Annotated in this window: 16 protein-coding genes; 11 read left to right on the forward strand and 5 right to left on the reverse strand. The window is 69.3% G+C overall.

Annotated elements, in window-relative coordinates; all coding sequences use genetic code 11:
• Nucleotides 1-67 precede the first annotated feature (67 nt).
• From HH212_RS09235 to HH212_RS09285, 11 genes are all read left to right on the forward strand, one after another.
• Complete coding sequence (locus HH212_RS09235; protein WP_170205344.1) at nt 68-1,165, forward strand: sirohydrochlorin chelatase; 1,098 nt, start codon at nt 68-70, stop codon at nt 1,163-1,165.
• Nucleotides 1,162-1,863 carry a precorrin-8X methylmutase gene (locus HH212_RS09240; protein ID WP_170202219.1) on the forward strand — a complete coding sequence of 234 codons (702 nt, stop codon included), beginning with the start codon at nt 1,162-1,164 and terminating at the stop codon, nt 1,861-1,863. Before HH212_RS09235 ends, HH212_RS09240 begins: the two co-directional genes overlap by 4 nt.
• On the forward strand, nt 1,860-3,071 hold the full coding sequence (locus tag HH212_RS09245) for a cobalt-precorrin-5B (C(1))-methyltransferase (RefSeq protein WP_170202220.1): 1,212 nt from the start codon (nt 1,860-1,862) through the stop codon (nt 3,069-3,071). The genes HH212_RS09240 and HH212_RS09245 overlap by 4 nt, the downstream gene beginning before the upstream one ends.
• Nucleotides 3,072-4,418 carry a precorrin-6y C5,15-methyltransferase (decarboxylating) subunit CbiE gene (gene cbiE / locus HH212_RS09250; RefSeq protein WP_170202221.1) on the forward strand — a complete coding sequence of 449 codons (1,347 nt, stop codon included), beginning with the start codon at nt 3,072-3,074 and terminating at the stop codon, nt 4,416-4,418.
• Entirely contained in the window at nt 4,411-5,244 is an 834-nt protein-coding gene (cobI, locus tag HH212_RS09255; protein WP_170202222.1) for a precorrin-2 C(20)-methyltransferase, read from the forward strand. The genes cbiE and cobI overlap by 8 nt, the downstream gene beginning before the upstream one ends.
• Nucleotides 5,241-6,032, forward strand: a complete 792-nt coding sequence (locus HH212_RS09260; protein WP_170202223.1) for a cobalamin biosynthesis central domain-containing protein — start codon at nt 5,241-5,243, stop codon at nt 6,030-6,032. The genes cobI and HH212_RS09260 overlap by 4 nt, the downstream gene beginning before the upstream one ends.
• Nucleotides 6,033-6,042: 10 nt before the next feature.
• Nucleotides 6,043-6,459, forward strand: coding sequence for a cobalamin biosynthesis protein (locus HH212_RS09265; RefSeq protein WP_170202224.1), 417 nt, complete (start codon nt 6,043-6,045; stop codon nt 6,457-6,459).
• A gap of 80 nt (nt 6,460-6,539) precedes the next feature.
• Nucleotides 6,540-7,499: a precorrin-3B C(17)-methyltransferase gene (gene cobJ, locus HH212_RS09270; RefSeq protein WP_170205345.1), complete on the forward strand. Its 960-nt coding sequence runs from the start codon at nt 6,540-6,542 to the stop codon at nt 7,497-7,499.
• On the forward strand, nt 7,496-7,873 hold the full coding sequence (locus HH212_RS09275) for a (2Fe-2S) ferredoxin domain-containing protein (protein ID WP_170202225.1): 378 nt from the start codon (nt 7,496-7,498) through the stop codon (nt 7,871-7,873). Before cobJ ends, HH212_RS09275 begins: the two co-directional genes overlap by 4 nt.
• 162 nt (nt 7,874-8,035) lie before the next feature.
• The gene (locus tag HH212_RS09280) at nt 8,036-12,238 is read left to right on the forward strand and encodes an ATP-binding protein (RefSeq protein ID WP_211172478.1); all 4,203 of its coding nucleotides are present in this window, start codon (nt 8,036-8,038) and stop codon (nt 12,236-12,238) included.
• Between the two features lie 108 nt (nt 12,239-12,346).
• Nucleotides 12,347-13,171: an alpha/beta fold hydrolase gene (locus HH212_RS09285; protein WP_170202226.1), complete on the forward strand. Its 825-nt coding sequence runs from the start codon at nt 12,347-12,349 to the stop codon at nt 13,169-13,171.
• On the opposite strand, the gene HH212_RS09290 is transcribed toward HH212_RS09285, so the two are convergent.
• From HH212_RS09290 to HH212_RS09310, 5 genes are read right to left on the reverse strand one after another with little or no spacing between them, the layout of a single operon-like run.
• The gene (locus tag HH212_RS09290; RefSeq protein ID WP_170202227.1) at nt 13,168-13,962 is read right to left on the reverse strand and encodes a ThuA domain-containing protein; all 795 of its coding nucleotides are present in this window, start codon (nt 13,960-13,962) and stop codon (nt 13,168-13,170) included. The genes HH212_RS09285 and HH212_RS09290 overlap by 4 nt on opposite strands.
• A 14-nt stretch (nt 13,963-13,976) precedes the next feature.
• Entirely contained in the window at nt 13,977-14,921 is a 945-nt protein-coding gene (locus HH212_RS09295; RefSeq protein ID WP_229217642.1) for an alpha/beta hydrolase, read from the reverse strand.
• 7 nt (nt 14,922-14,928) lie between these two features.
• Nucleotides 14,929-17,997: a glycosyl hydrolase family 28-related protein gene (locus HH212_RS09300; protein ID WP_229217643.1), complete on the reverse strand. Its 3,069-nt coding sequence runs from the start codon at nt 17,995-17,997 to the stop codon at nt 14,929-14,931.
• A gap of 19 nt (nt 17,998-18,016) precedes the next feature.
• Nucleotides 18,017-19,372 (reverse strand): gluconate:H+ symporter, encoded by a 1,356-nt coding sequence (locus tag HH212_RS09305; protein ID WP_170202228.1) that lies wholly within the window; start codon nt 19,370-19,372, stop codon nt 18,017-18,019.
• Nucleotides 19,373-19,397: 25 nt separating this feature from the next.
• Entirely contained in the window at nt 19,398-22,460 is a 3,063-nt protein-coding gene (locus tag HH212_RS09310; RefSeq protein ID WP_170202229.1) for a TonB-dependent receptor domain-containing protein, read from the reverse strand.
• Between the last annotated feature and the right edge of the window lie 177 nt (nt 22,461-22,637).

Raw genomic sequence — 22,637 nt, forward strand, 5'->3', positions numbered from 1 at the left:
GGCCATCAACGAGCAGCCGACCAACCAGCAGGCCTTCACCACGCCGGCCCCCGTCAGCGAGGCCATCATGCTGCGGTCGGCGCCGGTGCAGGGCGGCGACACCGTCCTCATCGTCGGCCACGGCTCGCGCGAGGATTCCGGCAACCAGGAAATCCGCGCATTCGTCGACCAGTGGCGCGTACGCCAGCCGGGTTGGCGCATCGAGCTGTGCTTCATCGAGTTCGCGCCGCCGGAAATGAACGCCGCCCTGCTGGCCGCGGCGCGCTCGTCGCGCCGGGTGCTGGTGGTGCCGCTGATCCTGAACGCGGCTGGCCACGTCAAGATGGAGATCCCGGAAGCGGTGGAAGACGCGCGCCGCGCCTGCCCGCATACCGAGATCCTGCTGGCGCCGCACCTGACCGCCTGCGACCCGATCCTCGCCATCCTGAAACGCCGCTTGCGCAAAGCCATGAATGCGCTCGACATGCCGGATCCGACCACCACCGGCGTGGTGCTGCTCGGGCGCGGCTCGTCCGACCGCGGTGCCAACGGCGAGATGGCGAAGATGGCGCGCTGGCTGCTGGAAGAGGGCGACCATGAACTGGTCGATCTCGCCTTTACCGGCATCACCTGGCCGCGCCTGGAAAAAGTGGTGCAGCGCCACACGCTGCTCGGCATGCGCCAGGTCGTGGTGCTGCCGTACTACCTGTACACCGGCACGCTGATGCAACGCATCCACCGCCAGGTGGAGCACCTGCGCGCCCAGTACCCGCAGGTGCGTTTCGCCTGCACCGAGCACTTCGGCTTCGAGAAGGAGATCTTCGAGCTGATGGAACAGCGCGTGCAGGAACTCGGCGCCGGCGCGCCGGCCAGCCGCCTGCCATGCGACGGCTGCAGCTACCGCGAGCTGGCGCACGAGATGGGACACGGGCACTCGCATGCGCACACGCATGACCACGGGCACGCGCATGGCGCCGAACAGGGACACGAGCACGCGCCTGCACACGATCATGGCCATGACCACGCACATGGACACGATCATGCGCATGCCGCGCACGACCACGGTCACGCGCACCACGACCACGATCACGCGCACCATGGGCACGGCCACGACCATGCGCACGACGATCACGGCCATGCCGCGCACGACCACGCCCATCCGCACAAGGCGGAGCACAACGCATGAGCACCGTGAACACCGTCACCGAACAGCTGACCCGCGCCGGCCAGGCGATCGAGCACGACAGCTTCGCCATCATCGACGCCGAGGTCGGCCCGCATGCCTATACCGAGGGCCAATGGCCGATCGTGCGCCGCATGATCCACGCCAACGCCGACTTCGACTTCAACGGCCTCACCGATTTCCATCCTGACGCGGTCGACGCTGCCGTCGCCGCCATGCTGGCCGGCGGCCGTCCCGTGGTGGCCGACGTCGAGATGATCTGCTCGGGCCTGTCGAAGCCGAGATTGGCCCACTTCGGCATGAACACGTACCAGTTCATCAGCGACGCCGACGTGATCGAGACCGCCAGGCAGCAAGACACCACGCGCGCGGTGCAGGCGATGCGTAAGGCGCACAAGCTCGGCCTGCTGGACGGCGCCATCGTCGGCATCGGCAACGCGCCCACCGCGCTGATCGAACTGGTGCGCCTGATCCGCGAGGAGGGCGTGCGTCCTTCTCTGGTGGTCGGCATGCCGGTCGGCTTCGTGTCGGCGGCCGAATCGAAGGACTTGATGGCCGAACTGCACGAGGTGCCGTGGATCGTGATCCGCGGCCGCAAGGGCGGCTCGACGCTGGTGGTGGCGGCGCTGCACGCGCTGCTGGCGCTGGCCGAACAACGCCAGAAAACCGGCCAAAAGACCATGGAGACGGTAACGCCATGAAGGAAAAGCCGGCCGCCGAGCGCGGCACGCGCACCGGTTTCACCACCGGCGCCTGCGCCGCCGCCGCCGCGCGCGCGGCGGTGCTGGGCCTGGCCGGCGGCGATGTGCCCGATGAAATCGAGAGCCTACTGCCGAACGGCAGCCGGGTGCGTTTCGCCGTGCAGGATGGCCGCTGCGACCTGGATGCCGGCCTTGCCCACGCGATGGTCGTGAAATTCGCCGGCGACGATCCGGATTGCACCGATGGCGCCCACCTGACCGTCGACCTGCGCCTGCTACCGGACCAGGCCGGCGTGGTTGACTACGTGGCCGGCGACGGCGTCGGCACCGTCACCATGCGCGGCCTCGGCCTGGAAGTTGGCGGCCCGGCGATCAACCCGGTCCCGCGCCGGAATATCGCCGACAACCTGCGCGAAGCGGCGCCGGAGCTGCTGGCACGGCACGGCATCGAAGTCACCATCAGCGTGCCGGACGGGCAGGTGATGGCCAAGAAGACCACCAATGCGCGCCTGGGCATCCTGGGCGGCATCAGCATCCTCGGCACCACCGGCATCGTCAAGCCGTATTCGACGGCGGCGTGGCGCGCCAGCGTGGTGCAGGGGGTGCAGGTGGCGGCCACCACCGGCCATGGCGTGGTCGCCTTGACCACCGGCGGGCGCACCGAGACCTTCGCCATCGCCGCCCTGCGCGCCGAGCGGCCGGAATTGCCGTCGGCCTGCTTCGTGCAGATGGGCGACTTCCTGCGCTACGCATTGGACGAGGCGGCGGCGCAGGGCATCGGCCTGGTGGTGCTGGCGGTCATGGTCGGCAAGCTGACCAAGATCGCGCAGGGAGAGACCATCACCCACGCCAACCGCAGCGAGGTCGACACCGACCTGGTGGCCGAGATCGGCCGCCGCATCGGCGCCAGCGCCGAGGATTGCGCCGCCATGGCGTCCGCCGAGACCGCGCGCTTCGGCGCCGAGCTGATGGTCGAGCGCGGCCTGGGCGATGCCTTCCATGCGGCGCTGGCGCAGGCCGCGATCGATACCCTCACCGCGCCCGACCGTTACGGCCGCGCCTTTCAATTGCGCGTGCTGGTGACCGATTTTTCCGGCAACCAGGTGGCCGACGTGTGGTCGGCGCCGGCGCTGCCGCACGACGTACCCGCGAGCGCCGGCCGCATCGGCATCGGCGCCATCGCCCATGCGGAAAACGACAACGACTAGATGATGGATACCTGCATTCAAGACCCCAACCCCTGCCGCGTGATCGGCGTGCTCGACGACGGCGTCGCCAGCCTGAACCCGACCGCGCTGGCGTATCTGCGCAGCGCCGACGTGGTGATCGGCGCCACCCGCACGCTGGCGCTGTTCGGCGCCGAGATCAAGGCGGACGCCACCCGCCACGACATGACCGGCCACATGAAATCCGTGGTCGGCTGGGTACGGCAAGCGCGCGATGCCCACCGCAGTTGCGTGGTGCTGGCCACCGGCGATCCGCTGTGCCACGGCATCGCGCCGTATCTCGCCCAGCACCTGTGCGTGCAGGCGCTCGACATCCTGCCCAACGTGTCGACGCTGCAGCTGGCCTGCGCGCGCATCGGCCTGGCTTGGCAGGAAGCCAGGATCGTCTCGATCCACGCGCGCGATGCCGGCGAGTGGGCGCGCGGCAGCACGCCGACGCACGGCCTGTACGCGCTGGCGCAAGCCGTGCGCGCGCATGCGCGCCTGCTGGTGCTGACCGGGCCGGACAACAGCCCCGACCGCATCGCGCGCCTGCTGCTGGCCGAGGGCCTGGGCGACGACTTCCACATGGCGGTGGCGGAAAACCTGTTGCAGCCGGAAGAGCGCGTGCTGGCCGAACTCAGCCCGCGGGACGCGGCCGGCATGCGCTTCGCCGACCTGAACGTGGTGCTGCTGTGGCGCACCAGCGCGCCGGCGCGCCCGGTGCGCTTCGGCCTGGCCGACAGCGCATTCGTCCAGCGCCAGCCGGAAAAGGGTTTGATCACCAAGCAGGAAGTGCGCGCGGTCAGCCTGGCGCGCCTGCAGCTGCGGCTCGATAGCGTGGTGTGGGACATCGGCGCCGGGTCCGGCTCGGTCGGCCTGGAAGCGGCGCGCCTGTGCCCGCAAGGCCACGTGTACGCCATCGAAAAGAACGAGGCCGACTTCGCCATCGCCGGCCGGAACCATGCCGCCTTCGAGGTTGCCAACTACAGCCTGGTCCACGGCAAGGCGCCGGACGGATTGGACGCCTGGCCCGATCCGGACGCGGTCTTCGTCGGCGGTTCCGGCGGCGAACTGGCCACACTGATCGAAGGCATCCTGCGCCGCCTGCGCCCGCAGGGCACGCTGGTGATGAACTTCGTCACGCTGGAAAACCTGGCCACCGCCACCGCCGCGCTGCAGGCGCTGGAAGCGCAAGGCGTCGCCTGGGACGTGCTGCAGTTGCAGGCCGCGCGCAGCAAGCCGATCCTGCACATGCACCGCATGGCGGCCGAGAATCCGGTGTGGATCGTCTGTGCGCGGCGTGAGGCGGCACCGGCCGCCGCGGCGCAGGAGGCGAACGATGCTTGACGCCATCGACCCGATCGGCGGCACACCCATCGTCCGCCACGGCACCCTGTTCGGCGTCTCGCTCGGGCCCGGCGACCCCGGCCTGATCACGCGCGCCGCCTGGGACTTGTTGCAGCGGCGCGATGCGGTCTGGGTCTACCCGGCGCGCAGCGGCAAGACGCCCAGCTATGCCTTCGACATCGTGCGCCGCGCCGGCGTCGAAGCGCCGGAAACGCACATGCAGCTGTTGTTCCCGATGACGCACGACGGCGACAAGCTGGCGCGCGCCTGGCTGAAAGCCGCCGATACGGTGCTGCCGTGGCTGCGCGCCGGCCGCGACGTGCTGTTCCTGGTCGAGGGCGACGCCAGCACCTACGCCACCTTCGGCCATCTGGCGCGCACCGTGCAGGCCTTGGACGACCAGGTGCCGGTGCAGATCGTCGCCGGCGTCAACGCCTTTACGGCCGCCTGCGCGCAGGTGCCGGTACCGTTCGCCGAGCAGGACGACACGGTCGCCATCGTGCCGGCCGCCTACGGCGTCAGCGCGGTCGACCGCCTGCTGCCGGACTTCGACACGCTGGTGCTCATGAAGGTAAAACCGCTGCTGGACGAACTGATCGACTGGATGGAAAGCAGGGACTTGCTGGCCGGCGCCCACTTCATCGAGCGCGTCGGCGCGCCGGACGAACGGCGCTTCAGCGGCAACGACATCCTGGCGCTGCGCGGCACCAAGGTCAGCTATCTGTCTCTGCTGATCGTCAAGCACCCGCACCGCATCCGCGGCGAACGCATCAAGGGCTGCCTCAAGAAGGACGGCCCGCCACAACCCCTTATGGAGAGCGCATGAGCAGCGAAGCACACAACCCGACCGCCACACCGACGCAGTTTCCGAGAATCTGCCTGGTGGCGATCACCAGGCACGGCGCGGCCCAGGCCGTGCGCCTGGCCGCCGACCTGCCCGAAGCCGACATCTGCACCTCGGCCAAGTTCGGCGCCCAGTTCAAGGACGTATCCAACGCCGTGCGCGCCTACGACGGCGCCCTGCGCGACGAGATCGGCCCGCTGTTCGCCGGCTACGACCAGATCGTGTTCTTCGTCTCGCTGGGCGCGGTGGTGCGCCTGATCGCGCCGCACCTGATCAGCAAGGACGAGGACCCGGGCGTGATCGTGGTCGACGACGCCGGCCAGTACGTGATTCCGGTGCTGTCCGGCCACGTCGGCGGCGCCAACGCCATGAGCGAGCGCGTGGCCGACCTGCTCGGCGCGGCGCCGGTGCTGACCACCGCATCCGACGTCGGCCGCACCATCCCGGTGGACATCCTCGGGCGCCACCTGGGCTGGCGCGTGGAAGCGCCCAAGATCAACGTCACGCGCGTCTCGGCGCACGTGGTGAACGGCGAGCCGATCGCCTTCGTGCAGGAAGCCGGTAGCCCGGACTGGTGGACCCGCCCGACGCCGCTGCCCGACACCATCCACCGCTTTACCAGTTTCGACGCCGTGCCGCTGGAGCGCTACGCCGCGGTGCTGTGGGTGACCCACGCCGAGGTGCCGCAGGAACGTTGGGACGCGCTGCACGAACGGCTGGTGGTGTACCGCCCGCCGCAGGACGCGACCGAAAGCAGCGCCGCCGCATGAGCACCGCATCATGAGCATATTCACCATCGGCCTCGGCTGCGACCGCGGCGTGGCGCTGCAGACCGTGCGCGAGGCGGTGGACGCGGCGCTGAAGGAAGCCGGCGCGCGCCCGGACCAGGTAACGGCCGCCGCCAGCATCACGCTGAAGCGCGACGAGCAAGCCCTGCTGGCGCTGGCGCGGGAACACGGCTGGCCGCTGCATTTCTATGAGGCGCACGAACTGGCGGGGGTGGCGGTGCCGAATCCGTCCGAGACGGTGCGGCGCTATACCGGCACGCCGTCGGTGAGCGAGGCGGCGGCGCTGCTGGCCGCCGGTCCGTGCGCCGGCGCCGCCGCGCCATCGAGCGCGCTGGCCGTCGAAAAACACAAACACCGGGGCGCCGATGGCCGCAATGCCACCGTCTCGATCGCAAGGAAAGATGCATGACCATCGAAGCAAACAACGCCGAAGCAAACAACGCGCATGAAACCGGGAGCGCCGACACCGCTGCACCGGCCGGCAAGATCATGCTGGTCGGGATCGGTCCCGGCAGCGTGGAGCACATGACCCAGCGCGCCCGCGCCGCCATCGCCGAGGCCGACGTGGTGATCGGCTACGTCACCTACATCAAGCTGGTGGCCGACCTCATCGAGGGTAAGGAAATCATCCGCAAGTCGATGACCGAAGAGCTGGACCGTGCCGTCAGCGCACTGGAAGGGGCGCGCGCCGGCAAGAAGGTGGCGCTGATCTCGTCCGGGGACGCCGGCGTGTACGGCATGGCCGGCCCCACCTACGAGGTGCTGTTCCAGGCCGGCTGGACCCCGGACGACGCCGTGCAGGTCGAGATCGTGCCCGGCGCCTCGGCCCTGAACAGCTGCGCCGCGCTGGTGGGCGCACCGCTGACCCACGACTTTTGCGCGATCTCGCTGTCCGATTTGCTGACGCCGTGGCCGACCATCGCGCGCCGGCTGGACGCGGTCGCCATGGCCGACTTCGTGGTGGCGCTGTACAACCCCAAGAGCGGCCGGCGGACGCGCCAGATCGTCGAGGCGCAGCGCCTGTTCCTGCGCCACCGCCGTCCGGACACGCCGGTGGCGATCGTGAAAAGCGGCTACCGCCGGCGCCAGAACATCGTGTTTACCACGCTCGATTGCATGGCCGATGCCGACATCGGCATGCTCAGCACGGTCCTGATCGGCAACAGCAACACCTTCGTCCGGCACGGCCTGATGGTCACCCCGCGCGGCTACGCCAACAAGTACGACATGGAAGAGGGCGGCGCCACCCGCGAGGGCGAAAAGGCGGGCCGCTCGCTGTCCACCGGCCTGCTCGGCTGGCTGGACACGCTGCGCGAGGAACACGCCGCCGGCGCCAGCATCGCCACCCTGGCCGCGCGCCACCGCCTGCCGGCCGACTACATCCAATCCACGCTGGACGAACCCTGGGAAGCCGACGCGGCGCCCGCCAACGAGGAAAGCGAATCATGAGCAGCAGCGACAACCACGACGATCAACCCGCCGCCGCCGAGCCGGTGGTGAAACCCAAGATCGGCAGCTACAAGCGCCACCTGCTGGTGTGCACCGGCCCGCGCTGCAGCGCCGACGGCGCCTCGCAGGCGCTGTTCGACAGCCTGGGCGACAAGTTCAAGGCGGCCGGCCTGAATGCCGGCGACCTGCGCGTCAAACGCAGCCGGGTCGGCTGCTTCGCGGCCTGCAAGGGCGGGCCGATCGTGTGCGTGCAGCCGGACGGCACTTGGTACTACAACGTCACGCCAGACAACATGGACCGCATCATCGACGAACATCTGTTGCATGGACGACACGTCGAGGACTTGGTGTTCCACCAGGCCGGCGAGGACTGAGCCGGCGCCGCAGTCACAGGCACCGGCACGACACCTGGTTTGTTGCCTCGCACCAAACATTGCGTAAATCGCATTTGAGGAAAAAAGCGCTTGCTTGCCTTACAATCATGGGCCGGTCACTTGGCCGGCACATTCCATCATTGTCAGCAGAGCCGAGCCATCATGTCCCTTCCCCAGACGCCTACCACCAACGACCAATCGACCTGGCTGGTGGACGGTGGCGAGATGGGCAAGCTGATCCGCTCCATGGACTGGTCCGTCACGCCGCTGGGGCCGCTGGAAAGCTGGCCGCAGAGCCTGCGCACCTCGGTCAGCCTGTGCCTGTCGTCGACCTTCCCGATCCTGGTGGCCTGGGGGCCGCACGACATCCAGATCTACAACGACGCCTACCGCCCGATCTGCGGCGACCTGCACCCGCGCTCGATGGGCGGCGCCTTCAAGGAGATCTGGGCCAGCGCGCTGCCGGTGGTGGGCGACGCCTTCGAGCGCGCCCACCAGGGAGAAGGCGCCTACATCAAGGACCAGCGCATGTTCCTCGACCGCCACGGCTACCTCGAGGAAGCCTTCATGACCTTTTCGTTCTCGCCGATCCGCGACGAATCGGGAGAGGTCGGCGGCATCTTCCACCCGATCACCGAGTCGACCCAGACGGTGCTGAACGCGCGCCGCACCCAGGGCCTGCGCGACCTGAGCACGGCCATCGGCGATGCGCGCGCGATCGGCGACGTCGGCCGCGACATCGAATCGCAGTACCAGAACCTGGCGCTCGACCTGCCCTTCATCCTGCTGTACCAGATCGATCCGGACAGCGGCAAGCTGCTGCTGCGCGCCAGCGCCGGCCTGGATCCGCGCTCCGGCCTGGCGCCGGCGCTGGCGGAGCTGGACGACACCTGCTGGCCGTTCGCCGCCACGGCGCGCGAACGCAGCGCCCAGCGCGTGGACGGCCTGGCGGCGCGCTTCGCCGCCCAGGAGCAGGGCGCCCGCACCTGCGGCCCGTACGAGACGCCGCCGGATACGGCGCTGGTGCTGCCGATCGGCGTGCCGGGGCAGCAGGACCTGTACGGCTTCGTGGTGGCCGGCGTCAGCGCGGCGCGCGCGCTGGACGACGAATACCTGGGCTTCTACGAACTGCTGGGCGCGGCCGTGAACACCGCGGCCGGCAACGTGGTCGCCTACGAAAAGGAACAGCGCCGCGCCGAGGAACTGGCCCAGATCGACCGTGCCAAGACCGCCTTCTTTTCCAACGTCTCGCACGAGTTCCGCACCCCGCTGACCCTGATCCTGGGGCCGCTGGAAGACGCCCTGGCCGACCGCGACGACCCGCTCGGGCCGAGCCAGCGCCGCCGCATCGAGGTCACCAACCGCAACGCGCTGCGCCTGCTGAAGCTGGTGAACTCGCTGCTGGATTTCTCGCGCATCGAAGCCGGGCGCGTGCAGGCCAGCTACGCGCCGCTGGACCTGGCGCGCCTGACCGGCGAGCTGGCCAGCGTGTTCGAATCGGCCATGGACAAGGGCGGCCTGGCCTATTCGGTCGCGCTGGAAGACCTGGGCCAGCCGGTGTACGTCGACCGCGACATGTGGGAAAAGATCGTCTTCAACCTGCTGTCGAACGCCTTTAAATTCACCTTGCAGGGCGGCGTCAGCGTGCGCCTGGTGCGCGACGGCGCCATGGCGCGCCTGTCGGTGCAGGACAGCGGCAGCGGCATCCCGGAGCACGAATTGCCGCGCGTGTTCGAGCGCTTCCACCGCATCGAGGGCACGCCCGGCCGCACCTACGAAGGCACCGGCATCGGCCTGGCGCTGATCCAGGAACTGGTGCGCCTGCACGGCGGCAGCATCTCGGTGCACAGCACACTGGGCGAGGGCACCCGCTTCGACGTCGCCATCCCGTTCGGGCACGCGCACCTGCCGTTCGACCGCATCCTGCACGGCGACCTGCCGGCCGACGACGGCCACCGCACCGGCGCCGCCTTCGTCGAGGAAGCCCTGCGCTGGCTGCCGGACGCAGCGCTGCCGGCGCCGGCGCGTCCGGCATCCGCGGCCGGCGACGCGCTGGCGCCGGCGGCCAAGCCGCCGCGCATCCTGATCGCCGACGACAACAACGACATGCGCGCCTACGTGAAGTCGCTGCTCGACCCGCACGCCGAGGTCAGCGTGTGCGCCGACGGCGAGGCTGCCTTCGAGCTGCTGCTGCAGGACCCGCCGGACCTGCTGCTGAGCGACGTGATGATGCCGCGCCTGGACGGCTTCGGCCTGATCGCGCGCATCCGCGCCACCGAGTCGCTGCGCCACCTGGCCGTGATCCTGCTGTCGGCGCGCGCCGGCGAAGAGGCCAAGATCGAGGGCCTGCAGGCCGGCGCCGACGACTACCTGGTCAAGCCGTTCGCCGCCAACGAGCTGCTGGCGCGGGTGCGCCACCAGGTGGCGCTGGTGCGCGAGCGCCAGCGCCAGCAGGGCGAACTGGCGTTGCGCGAATCGTATTTCCATGCGCTGGTCGACGTCGCGCCGGTGATGCTGTGGACCACCGACGAAGACGGCCAGTGCACCTACCTGAGCCGCCGCTGGTACGACTACACCGGCCGCTCGGCCGAGCAGGACCTGGGCCTGGGCTGGCTGGACAACGTGCACCCGGACGACCGCCCGCATGCGCGCGACGCCTTCCTGGCGGCCAGCGCGGCCGGCACGCCGTTCTCGGTGGATTACCGCCTGCGCCGCCACGACGGCACCTACCGCTGGTTCGTCGATGCCGGCATGGCGCACGTCGACGAGCACGGCCGGCGCGCCGGCTTCGTCGGCACCGTGGTCGACGTGCACGAACGCACGCTGCTGCGCCAGCGCCTGGAGCAGGTGGCGCGCGCCGGCGACATCGGCGTCTGGTATGCCGACCTGCCGTTCTCCGAATTCCAGCTGAACCCGCAGATGGCGGCGCATCTGGGACTGGCGGGCCGCGAGCGGGTCTCCTTGTACGAATTGCTGGAGGCGGTCGACCCCGACGACCGCACCCGCCTGGCGTCCGGCATCGCCGCCGCGGTGCGCGGCGGCAGCGCGCTCGACCTGGAATTCAGGAGCGCGGACCTGCAGCGCTGGCTGCGCGCGGTGGGCTGGTGCGCGCTCGACGCCGATGGGCAGGCGGTGCGCTTCGACGGCGTCACCATCGACATCGGCCGCCACAAGCAATCCGAGCAGGAGCTGCAGCGCCTGGCGCACGAGCTGACCGAAAAGAACCGCATGCAGAGCGAGTTCCTGTTCACGCTGGCGCACGAGTTGCGCAACCCGCTGGCGCCGATCCGCACCGGCCTGGAGCTGATGCGCATCCGCCCCGGCGCGCCCAACGCCGCCGAGGTGCAGGGCATGATGCGGCGCCAGGTCAACCACATGGTGCACCTGGTCGACGACCTGCTCGACATGGCACGCCTGTCCGAGGGCAAGGTGGAGCTGCGGCGCGTACCGGTGACGCTGGCCGAGGTGGTCAACGACGCGGTCGAGATCAGCACGCCGCTGATCCAGGCCGGCGACCACCGCCTGAGCCTGCGCCTGCCGGCCGCCGCGGTGGCGCTGCACGTCGACCGCCACCGCATCGCGCAGGTGCTGAGCAACCTGCTCAACAACGCCGCCAAGTACACCCCGAAGGGCGGCCACATCGAGGTCGACGGCCGCCTGGACGGCAAGGAGATCGTGGTCGCGGTGTCCGACAATGGCATCGGCATCGGCGCGCACATGTTGTCGCGCATCTTCGACATGTATGCGCAGGCGCACGACGGCGAAGGCATGGCGCAGGGCGGCCTCGGGGTCGGCCTGAACCTGGTCAAGCGCCTGGTCGAACTGCATGGCGGGCGTATCCATGCCGAGAGCGGCGGCGCCGGCCAGGGCAGCCGGTTTACCGTGCGCCTGCCGCTGACGGCGCCGGACACGGCCACCGGCGATGGCGCCGCCGTCGCCCCCGCGCCGGCAGCCGAGGCGCCTGCCGCTGTAGCGGCCGCGAACCAGTTGCGCGTGCTGGTGGTCGACGACAACCTCGACGCCGCCGAGACGCTGGGTGCCCTGCTCGAGATGAGCGGCCACGCGGTGGCGCTGGCCCACGACGGCGCCGCGGCGCTGGCGGAAACCCGGCGCTTCGTGCCGCACGTGGTGTTCCTGGACATCGGCCTGCCCGACCAGAGCGGCTTCGACGTGGCGCTGGCGCTGCGCAAGGTCGACGGCATGGAGGCGGCGACGCTGGTGGCGCTCACCGGCTGGGGCGCGCAGCAAGACCGCCAGCGCTCCAGCGCCGCCGGCTTCGATGCGCACTTGACCAAGCCGGCGGATTTCGGCAGCGTCGAAAAGCTGCTGCAGGAGGCGGCGGCGAGCCGCGGGCTGGCGGGCTGATCGCCGGCTGCGGCCGACGCCTGTTTTCGACAGGCAAGCGTGCGAATCGCTGGGCTGGGACATCCTATACTGGATTTCCTTCACCCCTGACCAGCGAAAGGAGCACGCATGCCTTATATCGAAACGTCCGGCCCCGATGCCACCGACCTGTACTACTACGAACAGGGCCAGGGCCAGCCCGTGGTGCTGATCCACGGCTGGCCGCTCAGCCACCGCATGTGGGAATCGCAGATCACCGCCCTGTCCGAGGCCGGCTATCGCGTCATCGCCTACGACCGGCGCGGCTTCGGCGACTCCAGCCACCCGACCGGCGGCTACGACTACGACACCTTCGCCGCCGACCTGAACGACCTCATCACGCAGCTCGACCTGCGCGACGCCGTCATCGCCGGCTTCTCGATGGGCGGCGGCGAGGTGGCGCGCTACATCGGCCGCTACGGCAGCGACCGTATCGCCAAGGCCATGCTGCTGGGCGCGGTGCCGCCGTTCCTGCTGAAGACCGCCGACAACCCGGAAGGCGTCGACAAGTCGGTATTCGACGGCATGCTCGACGGTGTCAAGAGCGACCGCATCGGCTTCCTGGGCGGCTTCTTCCCCACCTTCTATGGCCTGGACGCCGGTGACGACAAGGGCAAGGAACTGCTCTCCTTTAGCAAGTGGATCGCCTGGGCCGCCTCGCCGCTGGCCACCGCGCAATGCATCGTCGCTTTCGGCACCACCGACTTCCGCGCCGACCTGGCCAAATTCACGGTGCCGACGCTGGTGGTGCACGGCGACGCCGACCAGGTCGTGCCGATCGAAGTCTCGGGCCAGCGTTCGCACGAACTGATCGCGGGCAGCCGCCTGGAAGTGATCGCGGGCGCGCCGCATGGCTTCGCGGCCACCCATGCGCAGCAGTTGAACGCGCTGATGCTGGACTTCCTCAAGTCCTAGTCGGTGCGCTGGCCCTTGCCGGTGGCGGCCCACCAGATGCCGCCCATCAGGTGAGACAAGTACTGCGGGTCCTTGTACATCGCGACGTCGTGGCCAAGCAGGGTGACGAACACCCGGCCCCCCTCGTAGCGGTGGTACCAGGCCACCGGGTGGCTCTTGCCCATGCCGGTGGCGACCTGGCCCGGCCAGATTTTCGTCGGGTCGTAGCTGCTCTCGTCCACGTTCAGGACCGGCCGGATCGCCACCTTGTACGGATCGGTGGTCTCGTACCACTCGTCGCTCCAGATCCAGCGCGGCGGCAGGCCGCAGGCGGCCGGGAAGTCCCGATCGACCACGTCCACCGCGGCGGTCTGCAGCATCGGGTGGATTTTGAAAGTGCGGCCGACCAGGCGCTCGTACCAGGGCCAGGCGTTCGGCGCCGGGTTCGGCACCGCGCTCGGCGGCGTGATGGCGGCGCGGTGCACCACCACCGCGTTGCCGCCGCCGCGCATATAGGCTTCGAAGCGGGCGCGCTGGGATGGATTGAGTTCCTCGCCCGGCGTATTCAGGAACACCACCGCCGCGTACTGCCGCAAGTCGCCGTCGAAGACGCCGGTATTGTTGGCGTAGGTGAATTCGAAGGCGTGCAGCTTGGCCAGCCGCTCCAGGCTGTCGCGCGCCACCGGGATGTATTCGTAGTGGTACTTGTTGGGAATCGCCAGCACCAGCAGCTTGTACTGGCTCTCCGCACAAGTAAAGGGGGCGGCGGCCAGCAGCGCCGCCGCGCCCAGGGCCAGGATCGCATTCTTCATGTGCGCTTTCTTTGTCATGGCGCCGGCACGCCTTCCGGCTTGCGCCCGTTGCGTGCCGTCAGCCAGCCGCCGTCGGACAGCCAGTCTGCCAGCCGGTCCGGCCAGTGCTGCAGCGAGACGCGCTCGCCGCGCTGGCCCAGGTTGAAGGCGTGCCCGGTGTCGGCGTACAGGTGCAGTTCGGCCGACACGCCGGCCGCCGTCAATTGCCGGTACAAGTCGAGCGCCGGCGCCATGCAGCAGGCGTCGCGCGAACCCGCCACCAGGAAGGCCGGCGGCGCCTCCCTTATCGCCTTGGCCGGCACGCCCAGCGGGCCCGGATACACCAGCACCTGGAAGTCGGGGCGGCCGCTTTGTCCGTCCAGCGCATCGCGCCTGCTGGACGCCGGCGCGGCGGGTTCGGGATTGTCCGCCACCAGCGTCACCAGCTCGCCGCCGGCCGAAAAACCCATCACGCCGATGCGCTGCGGATCGACGCCGTACGCGGCCGCGTGCGCGCGCACCCAACGCACCGCGCGGCGCAGGTCGGCGGCGGCGTCGCCTTCGATGCTGTAGCCCGCGCCCGCATCGGAACGCGATTGCGGATCGCGCGCCAGCCGGTATTTCAATACGAAGGCGGACACGCCCAGGCGCTTCAGGTGCTGCGCCGCCAGCATGCCTTCGTTCTGGAACACCAGCATGCGGTGGCCGCCGCCAGGCACCACGATCACGGCGGCGCCGTTGGCGTGGCGCGGGTCGGCGCGCATGACCGTCAGCGAGGGGTCGTGGACGTTGCTGACGTAGGCGCCGTCGGCCAGCTTTTCCGCCTCGCCGTGGCGCTTGGCCGACCCCGGCGTGCCGTCCGGCCACAGCTGAAACACCGGCGGCGCGTCCTGCTGGGCCAGGGCGCCGGCGCCGGGCAGCACCAGCAGGGTGCAGAAGGCGGCCGCGGCGATGCGGCGCATCGTGTGCGATCGTTGCATGCTTCGGTCACTCCACGCGCGCCGCATACAGGCTGTGATGGGTCAGGATGAACAGCGTGCGCCGGTCCGGGCCGCCGAACAGCAGCTGCAGCGGCCGTTCCGGCACGTCGATGCGTCCGCTTGGCTTGCCGTCGGCGCCGTACACGAACACCTGGCCGTTGGCCACGTACACCTTGCCGTCCGGCCCCATTGCTGCGCTCTCTCCGCCGCGGTCGGCCACCTGTTTCAGGTCGGTGATGGCGCCGCCTGCTCCCATCAAGCCGCTGAAGGTACGGTTTTCCGAGCCGTTGGTGAACACCACGCGCTCGCCCGCCGGCGCGCTGACGAAGCCGTGGGTGTCGAGCGTGTCCGACCAGCGGTAGCCGAGGTGATCGGCGCTGCCCTGGCGCAGCACGCGGTAGGCCGGCAGCACCAGGCTGCCGTCCGGCGACACGTATTCGCGCGCCTTGGGCAGCGCCACGTCGCGCTTGAACATGGTGGCCAGCGTGGTGAATTCGTAGGTCTTCGGGTCGATCTGGTCCTGGAACTCGCCGTTCTGCCAGAAGTTGACCGGCACCGCCACGCGCGCGCCGGCGCGCTGCATCACCGGCGTCGGCTTGATCACGGTGATGCTTGTCGCCGGCGTGCCCGGCTTGAAGGCGTACACGGTCGCTTCCGGCCCGTAGCTCGACAGCACCATCAGGTTGCCGCTGCGGTCGATCGCCAGGTTGACCGGATCGAGTGGCGCGTCGCGTTCCACCGTCAAGCCTTGTTCCCGGCTCCAGCCGTGGATGCGGCGCCAGTGGCGGTCCACGAAATACAGTTTGCCGTTGGCGTCCACCGCGCCGCCGGCGATCGAATAAAAGCCGTCGGCCAGCTTTTCGACCTGGCCGCTGGGCGCCGGCGCAGCGGCCTGCCTGCCGCTGTAGTCGAGCACCGCGAATTCGCGCTCGCGCACCTGCAGGTTGCGGGTCACGTCGACGATGGCGTTCTCGTACGGGTACTTGGAGGCGCGCAGGTAGGTGGCGCAGCCGTTGTCGTCGCAGGTGGCGAAGCCGCTCTCGCCGTTGACGTGCACGTTGCGGAAGCGGATGTCGCTGGAATTGGTGATTTTCACGGCCGCGGGCGCCGGCTTGATCGAGCGCGTGACGCGGTAGGCGTGGTAGTTCGCGAACAGCAGCTTGCTGGAATTGCGGATCTCGAGCGAGACCGAGTCCATGCCGTCGCGTACCTCTTCCTCGGTCTGCGGCGCCAGGAATTCCCAGTTCTTCACCCCGTCCAGCACGATCTCGGCGCGCACGTGGTGCTCGGCCGAGAGTTCATACACGTGGCCGGGCGTGCTGGTGTTGCTAACGTAGAAGCCGGCCTGGGCGTAGCCGCTCGGCGTCCAGATGCCGGAAAAGGTGCCGCCGCCGCCGTCCGTCACCCACACGCTCGGATACTGGCGGTCCCACCAGGCGGTGGTGTCGAAGTTCGCATCCTTCTTGTACGGGTCGTTGCGGTTGCCGTCGGCGGTGCGCGTGCCGTGGCCGCCCTGGATGCGCACGTCGTCCACCAGCGATCGTTCGCCGGCGCGCCACAGCAGCGCCACCGCGCGCGGGTTGACTTCGCCGGTAGCCAGGCCGATGCCGGACACGATGGCGTCGCCGCCGCGCGCGCTTTCCAACAGCGCTTTCGGGCCGTCGACGCCCTGGAACGCGGGCGCGCCGTTCGGCAGCACCAGCTGGGTCAGGCCCGGATGCAGGCCGACCAGCACCGTGTCCGGTTTCAGGCGGATGGTGTCGTTGACGAGATAGAAGCCGAGCGGCAGGTAGACCACGCGGTTGCCGTCGATCGCCTTCTGGATCGCGGCGGTGTCGTCGGTCTTGCCGTCGCCGCGCGCGCCGAAGCTGCGCACGTTGGCCCATTGCGCGCTCGGCGGCAGCGAACGCAGGGCGGGCGCGGGCGCCGCCGCCGGCGCGGCCGGCAAGGCGGAGGTCTTGTAGTCGACGGCGAAGCGGCCCGGCGTGCCCATGTCCTGCAGGGTGAGGCCGTAGTTGAAGGCGTCGACGCGGTAGTTGCGGCCCGCGCCGTTCAGGGTCTTGCCGCTGTCGCGCATGCGCGCCCAGGTCGGCACGTTGCGCGCCGAGGCGCCCTCGAAGCCGACTTGCGTGTAGACGTTGTCCTCGTTGCTGATCACCAGTGCCGCCTTCGACACGTTCTCGAAGCGCACGTCGCGCCCCCACAGCCAGTCGCCGTAGCCGCGGTCGATGTCGATGCCGACCGGGGTGTCGCGGATTTCGGTATTGACCAGCGTGAGGCCGGCCTCGTGTTCGCGGATGGCGGCCTCGCGCTGGCCCTCGAAATGCGAATCGAGCAGGGTGAATTGCCAGGCCGGCGAGGTCTTTTCGCTGAGGATGCCGTAGCGCCCGCCGAAGAAGCGCAGATCGTAGGCGACGTTGCCGACCTGGTAGACGCCGGCCAGGCCGGAGCCGGTGTGGAAATCGATGTGGCTCAGGTTCGAGTGCTGGGCGGTGTGCATGCGCACCGCGGCGGCGGCCGGGTTGCCGGCGCCGATGTCGAAGTCGACGTTGGACAGGGCGGAATAGAAGGTGGCGGAATTGGCGTCGCGCACGTCGCCCTTGAACGGCACCGCGCTCGGCACCGGCATCGGCACCTTGCCGACCGTGTACTGGTCGCCGCCCGTAAAGATCACCATGTTGGCCACGCCCTGCTGGAAGCCCGGCGTGTTCGGCGCCAGCACGAACACCGGACGTGTCTTGCCGACGCCGTAGACGCGCACCGCCAGCGGGATCAGGATGCTGCGCGTGATGCGGTAGCGTCCGGAGGGCAGGAATACCAGCCCGCCTTCTCCCTTGTTGGCGGCGCTGTCGATGGCTTGCTGGATGGCGGCGCTGTCGTCGGCGATGCCGTCGCCTTTCGCGCGCACGACGACCGCGTGCGGATCGTCCGGCATCTGCTGGAAGGCGGAGACGGAGGCCGGGATGGACGCGGCCTGCGCGCCGCAGGCGCCGAAGGCCAGGCCCAGGGCCAGCGCCAGGGGCGCCAAGGTCGGGGCCAAGGCCGGCACCGGGCGCGAATTCGGGAGCATCTTCATTCGTTGATTTCCTTTTGTTTTATTTGACCACCATCGACAGCAGCAGCACGAACAGCAGCCCGAACACGCCGACCAGGGTTTCCATCATCGACCAGGAGCGGAAGGTGTCCTTCAGCGACAGGCCGAAATATTCCTTGAACATCCAGAAGCCGGAATCGTTGACGTGGCTGCACATCAGGCTGCCCGCGCCGACCGCCAGCACCATCAGGTTCGGGTCGCAGCCCGAGGTCTGCACCAGCGGGCCGACCACGCCGGCCGCCGTCACGCCGGCCACGGTGGCCGAGCCCAGGCAGATGCGGATCAGCGTCGCCACCGCCCAGCCCAGCAGCAGCGGCGGCACCGGCAGGTGGCTCAGTTGCGCACCCAGTTCGGCGCTGACGCCGGACTCCACCAGCACCTGTTTCAGGGCGCCGGCGCCGGCGATGATCAGGAGGATCGGCGCGATCTCGCGCAGCGCGTCCTGGGCGCCGGCCATCACCGAGGGCAGCGAGCGCCCGCGCGCCAGCCCGAGCGTGCAGATGGCCACGCCGTAGGAGACCAGCATCACCACGAGCGGGCTGGAAAAGAAGGCTAACGGTTTAGTTAGTTCGGGACGGGCCAGCGTGAGCAGGGTCGACGCGGCCAGCAGCAGCACCGGCAGCAGCGCGGTGGCGAAGCTGTTGAAGGCGCCCGGCGTGTCGATGCCCGGCGACCCGGTGCCCGCCACGCTGGCGGCCGGCGCCGCCGCATCCGCCTGCGCCGCACCGCGGAACAGTGCCGCCGGCTGGCCGCGGATGCCGCGCAGCGTCATCGCGAACAGCGGCCCGGCGATGATCAGGGTCGGAATCGCCACGACCAGGCCATAGATGAGCGTCGTGCCCATGTCGGCATGCACCGCCGCCACCAGCGCGGTGGGCGACGGATGCGGGGGCAGGAAGCCGTGCGCGATCGACAGGCCGGCCAGCAGCGGCACCGCCAGCGCCACCGCCGGCCGCCCGGAGCCCGCCACCAGCGAAAAGATCAGCGGTACCATCAGCACGAAACCGACGTTGTAGTACAGCGGCAGGCCGACCACGAAGCCGGTGACGGTGAGCGCCACCGGCAGCCGCGCCGCGCCCAGCTTGTCGACCAGGGTGCGGGCGATGCAGCGCGCGGCGCCGCTGTCGGCGATCAGCTTGCCGAACACGGCGCCCAGGCAGATCACCACCACCAAGGAGCCGAGCAGGTCACCGATGCCCTTTTCGATGGCGCCGGGGATCTTCGCCGGCGGCATGCCCAGCATCAGGGCCGCCGCCAGCGCCGCCAGCACGAAGGCGATCAGCGGCTGCACCTTACCCCAGGCGATCAATACCGTCAGCAGGCCGACCGCCAGCAGCACGCAAAACAGATTCAACACGGCGGCCTCCTTTTGAAAACCCGCATCAGAAGTTCAGGCGCAGGCCGGCGCGGTAGGTGCGTCCCACCACGTCGTACAGCGCCGGATTGATGGCGAAGCTGGGGTTGGCCTGCGGCGCAGGTTCCGGATCGCGGTCGGTCAGGTTGTCCACCTTGAAGTAGACCGACAGTTCTCTCGTCACGTTGTAGCCGGCGCCGAAGTCGAGGTAGGTCGCGCCCTTCATGCGGTTGTCGTAGATGGTCGGATGGATCAGCGTCGATACCGGGCAGCCGGTCTGGCATTCGATGTACTCGTTGCTGTACACGCCGTCGCTGAACCAGCGCTCGCTCAAGGTGAGGCTCAGCTTGTCCTGCAGCAGCCCGTCCCAGGTTTGCGTGGCCAGCAGCTTCCACTTCGGCGTGTTGCCCAGGTTGACGCCCGCGCCCTCGCTCGGGATGGTGCCGACCACGCCGGAATTGGTGATGAAGTGCAGGTTGCGCGTGGCCAGCGCGCGCAGCGTGAGTCGGCCCGGCAGGTTCAGCGGCGCCAGGTTGCTGCGGTACGCGCCTTCGATGTCGACACCCTTCACGCGCAGCGAGGCCAGGTTGAAATTCTGCACGGTGACGTAGTTGTTGCCCGGGCTGTTCAGCACCATCGCCGAGCAGATTTCCTGGTTGCCGGCCGCGCACAGGTCGACTTCCTGCTGGATCGACAGGGTCGAGATCACGTCCTTGACCTTGATGTCGAAGTAGTCGAGCGAGGCCGAGAAGCCCGGCGCCCACGACGGTTGACTCAGCACGATGCCGAAAGAGTTATTGCGCGCGATCTCGGGGCGCAGGTTGGTGTTGCCGACGGTGCGCTGCTGGACGCTGATCGCGTTGCCCTGGTACTGCACCTGGTTGTTGACGACCACCGGCGCCGCGAACAGCTCGCTCAGGTTGGGCGCGCGCACGTCCTTCGAGGTCACGCCGCGCAGGCGCAGGCCGTCGATGCCGGTCTTCCAGGTGGCGCCCAGTTTCCAGCTGCCGATGCTGCCGGCGGTGCTGTAGCGGGTCTGGCGGTCGGCCAGGTTCAGGTTGGCTTCGCCCCAGGTAGCCGACTTCAGCAGCGGCAGGTTCAGTTCCAGGTAGGCTTCGCGCACATTGTAGGCGCCCTGGCCGTTGTGGTAGTTGCCGGCGTACCAGTTGTTGCCGACCGTTGTGTTGAGCGTCGGGTCGGCCGGGTAGGCGGCGTTGTTGGGCGAGTCGGGCGAGACGCCGGCGCCGTAGGCATCGCCGCGCACCGTGTATTGTTCGCGCCGCCACTCGGCGCCGGCGGCCAGCGCCAGCGGCCCGGCCCAGCCTTCCAGCAGCTCGCCGTTGACGTTAGCGCTGGCCACGTCCTGCTTCTGGCGGGTGCGCTGGACCGGGCCATTGGCCGGCGCCACGTAGGCCCAGGCGGCCGGGTCGACCGGGTTGTCGCCGATGATGTTCAGCGGGACGCAGCCGCTGGCCGCCGCCACCGCGTTGCGGCAGACGATGCGGCCGCTGGCGTCGCGCACCGCGTCGATGGCATTGTTGTAGCGCGTGTTCAGCGTGATGTCGTGGACGTTGATGACGGTGGTGTTCTCGCCGTGTTCGGCATAGGCGTCGTACGACCACTGCTTGCCGAACAGGCCGAACTTGCCGTCCGCGCCGAGCACGAAGCGGCGCTGGGTGCGTACCGGGTGCACGTTGATATTCGCCGGGAACTCGGCGTTGGCGGTGCCGTACTGGAAACTGGCGATGCGGTTGCTGGCGCAGGCCGCCGCGATCGACGCCGGCAAAAAGGCGTTGTCGCACTGGATCGTCAGGTTGGCCTGCTTGGCCGCGCCCGGGTTCGGCGTGAAGTTCGATTTTACTTGCGCATAGTTGGCGGTGACATAGAGTTCGTTGTCCTGGTCGAGGTCCCAGGACAGGCGCGTGTAGGCGACCTGCCGCTTGAAATTCATCGCCAGGTTGGTGCCGGCGCCGACGCTGCCGCTGAGGTCGCCGCCCACGCAGAACGGATTCACGCAATTGGTCACCGCGCCGGTGCGGGTCGGCACGCCGTTCGAGCCGTACTGGAACTGGTACGGTACGCCGCCGGCGCCGAAGGCAGTGCCCTGCAGCGGACCGTTGGTGATCAGGCCGTACTTGGCGTACTGGTATTGCTGGGCGTGGTCGATGACGCGGTATTCCGGCAGGCCGTCCGTCGTCTGCGCCAGCGTGCGGCGCTGGAACACGGTATTGCGGTACCAGGTGCGCCCGCCGGCGCCGACCTCGCCGAAGCCGGGCGAATCGATGCCGTTTTCCTTGCTGAATTCGCCGCTGACGGTGACGTGCAGCCGGTCTCCCATGAAGCCGCGGCCCCAGGCGGCCTGCAGGGTGCCGCTCTTGTCGTCGTCGTAATAGGTCTGGCCGCCTTCGATGTTGGCCTTGAAGCCGGTGAATTTTTTATCGGTGATGAAGTTCACGACGCCGCCCACCGCATCCGAGCCGTACGAGGCCGAGGCGCCGCCGGTGACCACGTCCACGCGTTTCACGAGCAGTTGCGGGAACTGGCTGACGTCGGTCACGCCGGTGACGTTGGCGCCGACCACGCGCTGGCCGTCCAGCAGCGTCAGGGTCCTGATCGTGCCCAGGCCGCGCAGCGACAGCGAGGACAAGCCCTGGATACCGCTGCTGGTGCTGTTGGTGCTGGTGGTGCGGCCGGTGCTGCCCTGCAGCGCGGGCAGTTCGGCCAGGGTGTTGAACAGGTTCGGCTTGGCCGCCTTTTCCAGGTCCGCCGCCGTCAGGCTGGTGGTCGGGGTCGGCTGGGTGAAGCCGCGCGCCGCGATGCGCGAGCCGGAGATGCGCACCACCGTGGTGTCGCCGGTTGCCGTGGCCGGGGCCGATAATGGCGCCGCAGGAACCGGCCCGGCCGGCGCGGACTGCGCCGCATCCGGGCCGGCGGCAGCGCCATCCTGGATGGCCGCCGTGCCGGGCGGCTGCGCGCCGCCGGCGGGCGCCGTGCCCGTGGATTGCGCCTGGGCGTGGGCAGCCGCGCCCAGCGCGCAGCAGGCGCCGGCAACGGCGAGGTGGATCAGTTTGCCTTGCAGTGGTGTACGCATGTTGTCTCCCTTATTGGTGTTGTGGGCATGCCGCCTCGGACGGTGGGCGGCTGTGCCTGAACTTGTCGATCCATTGCGTGATGCCTTGCGCGTTGAATTGCGCGATGCGTTGCGGCGTGTTGCTGTGCGGTCCGTCCTTTCCGTGGGTCTGTTGCCGGTGTTGCCGATGGTGCCGGT

The sequence above is a fragment of the Massilia forsythiae genome, assembly GCF_012849555.1.
Classification (GTDB): domain Bacteria; phylum Pseudomonadota; class Gammaproteobacteria; order Burkholderiales; family Burkholderiaceae_D; genus Telluria; species Telluria forsythiae.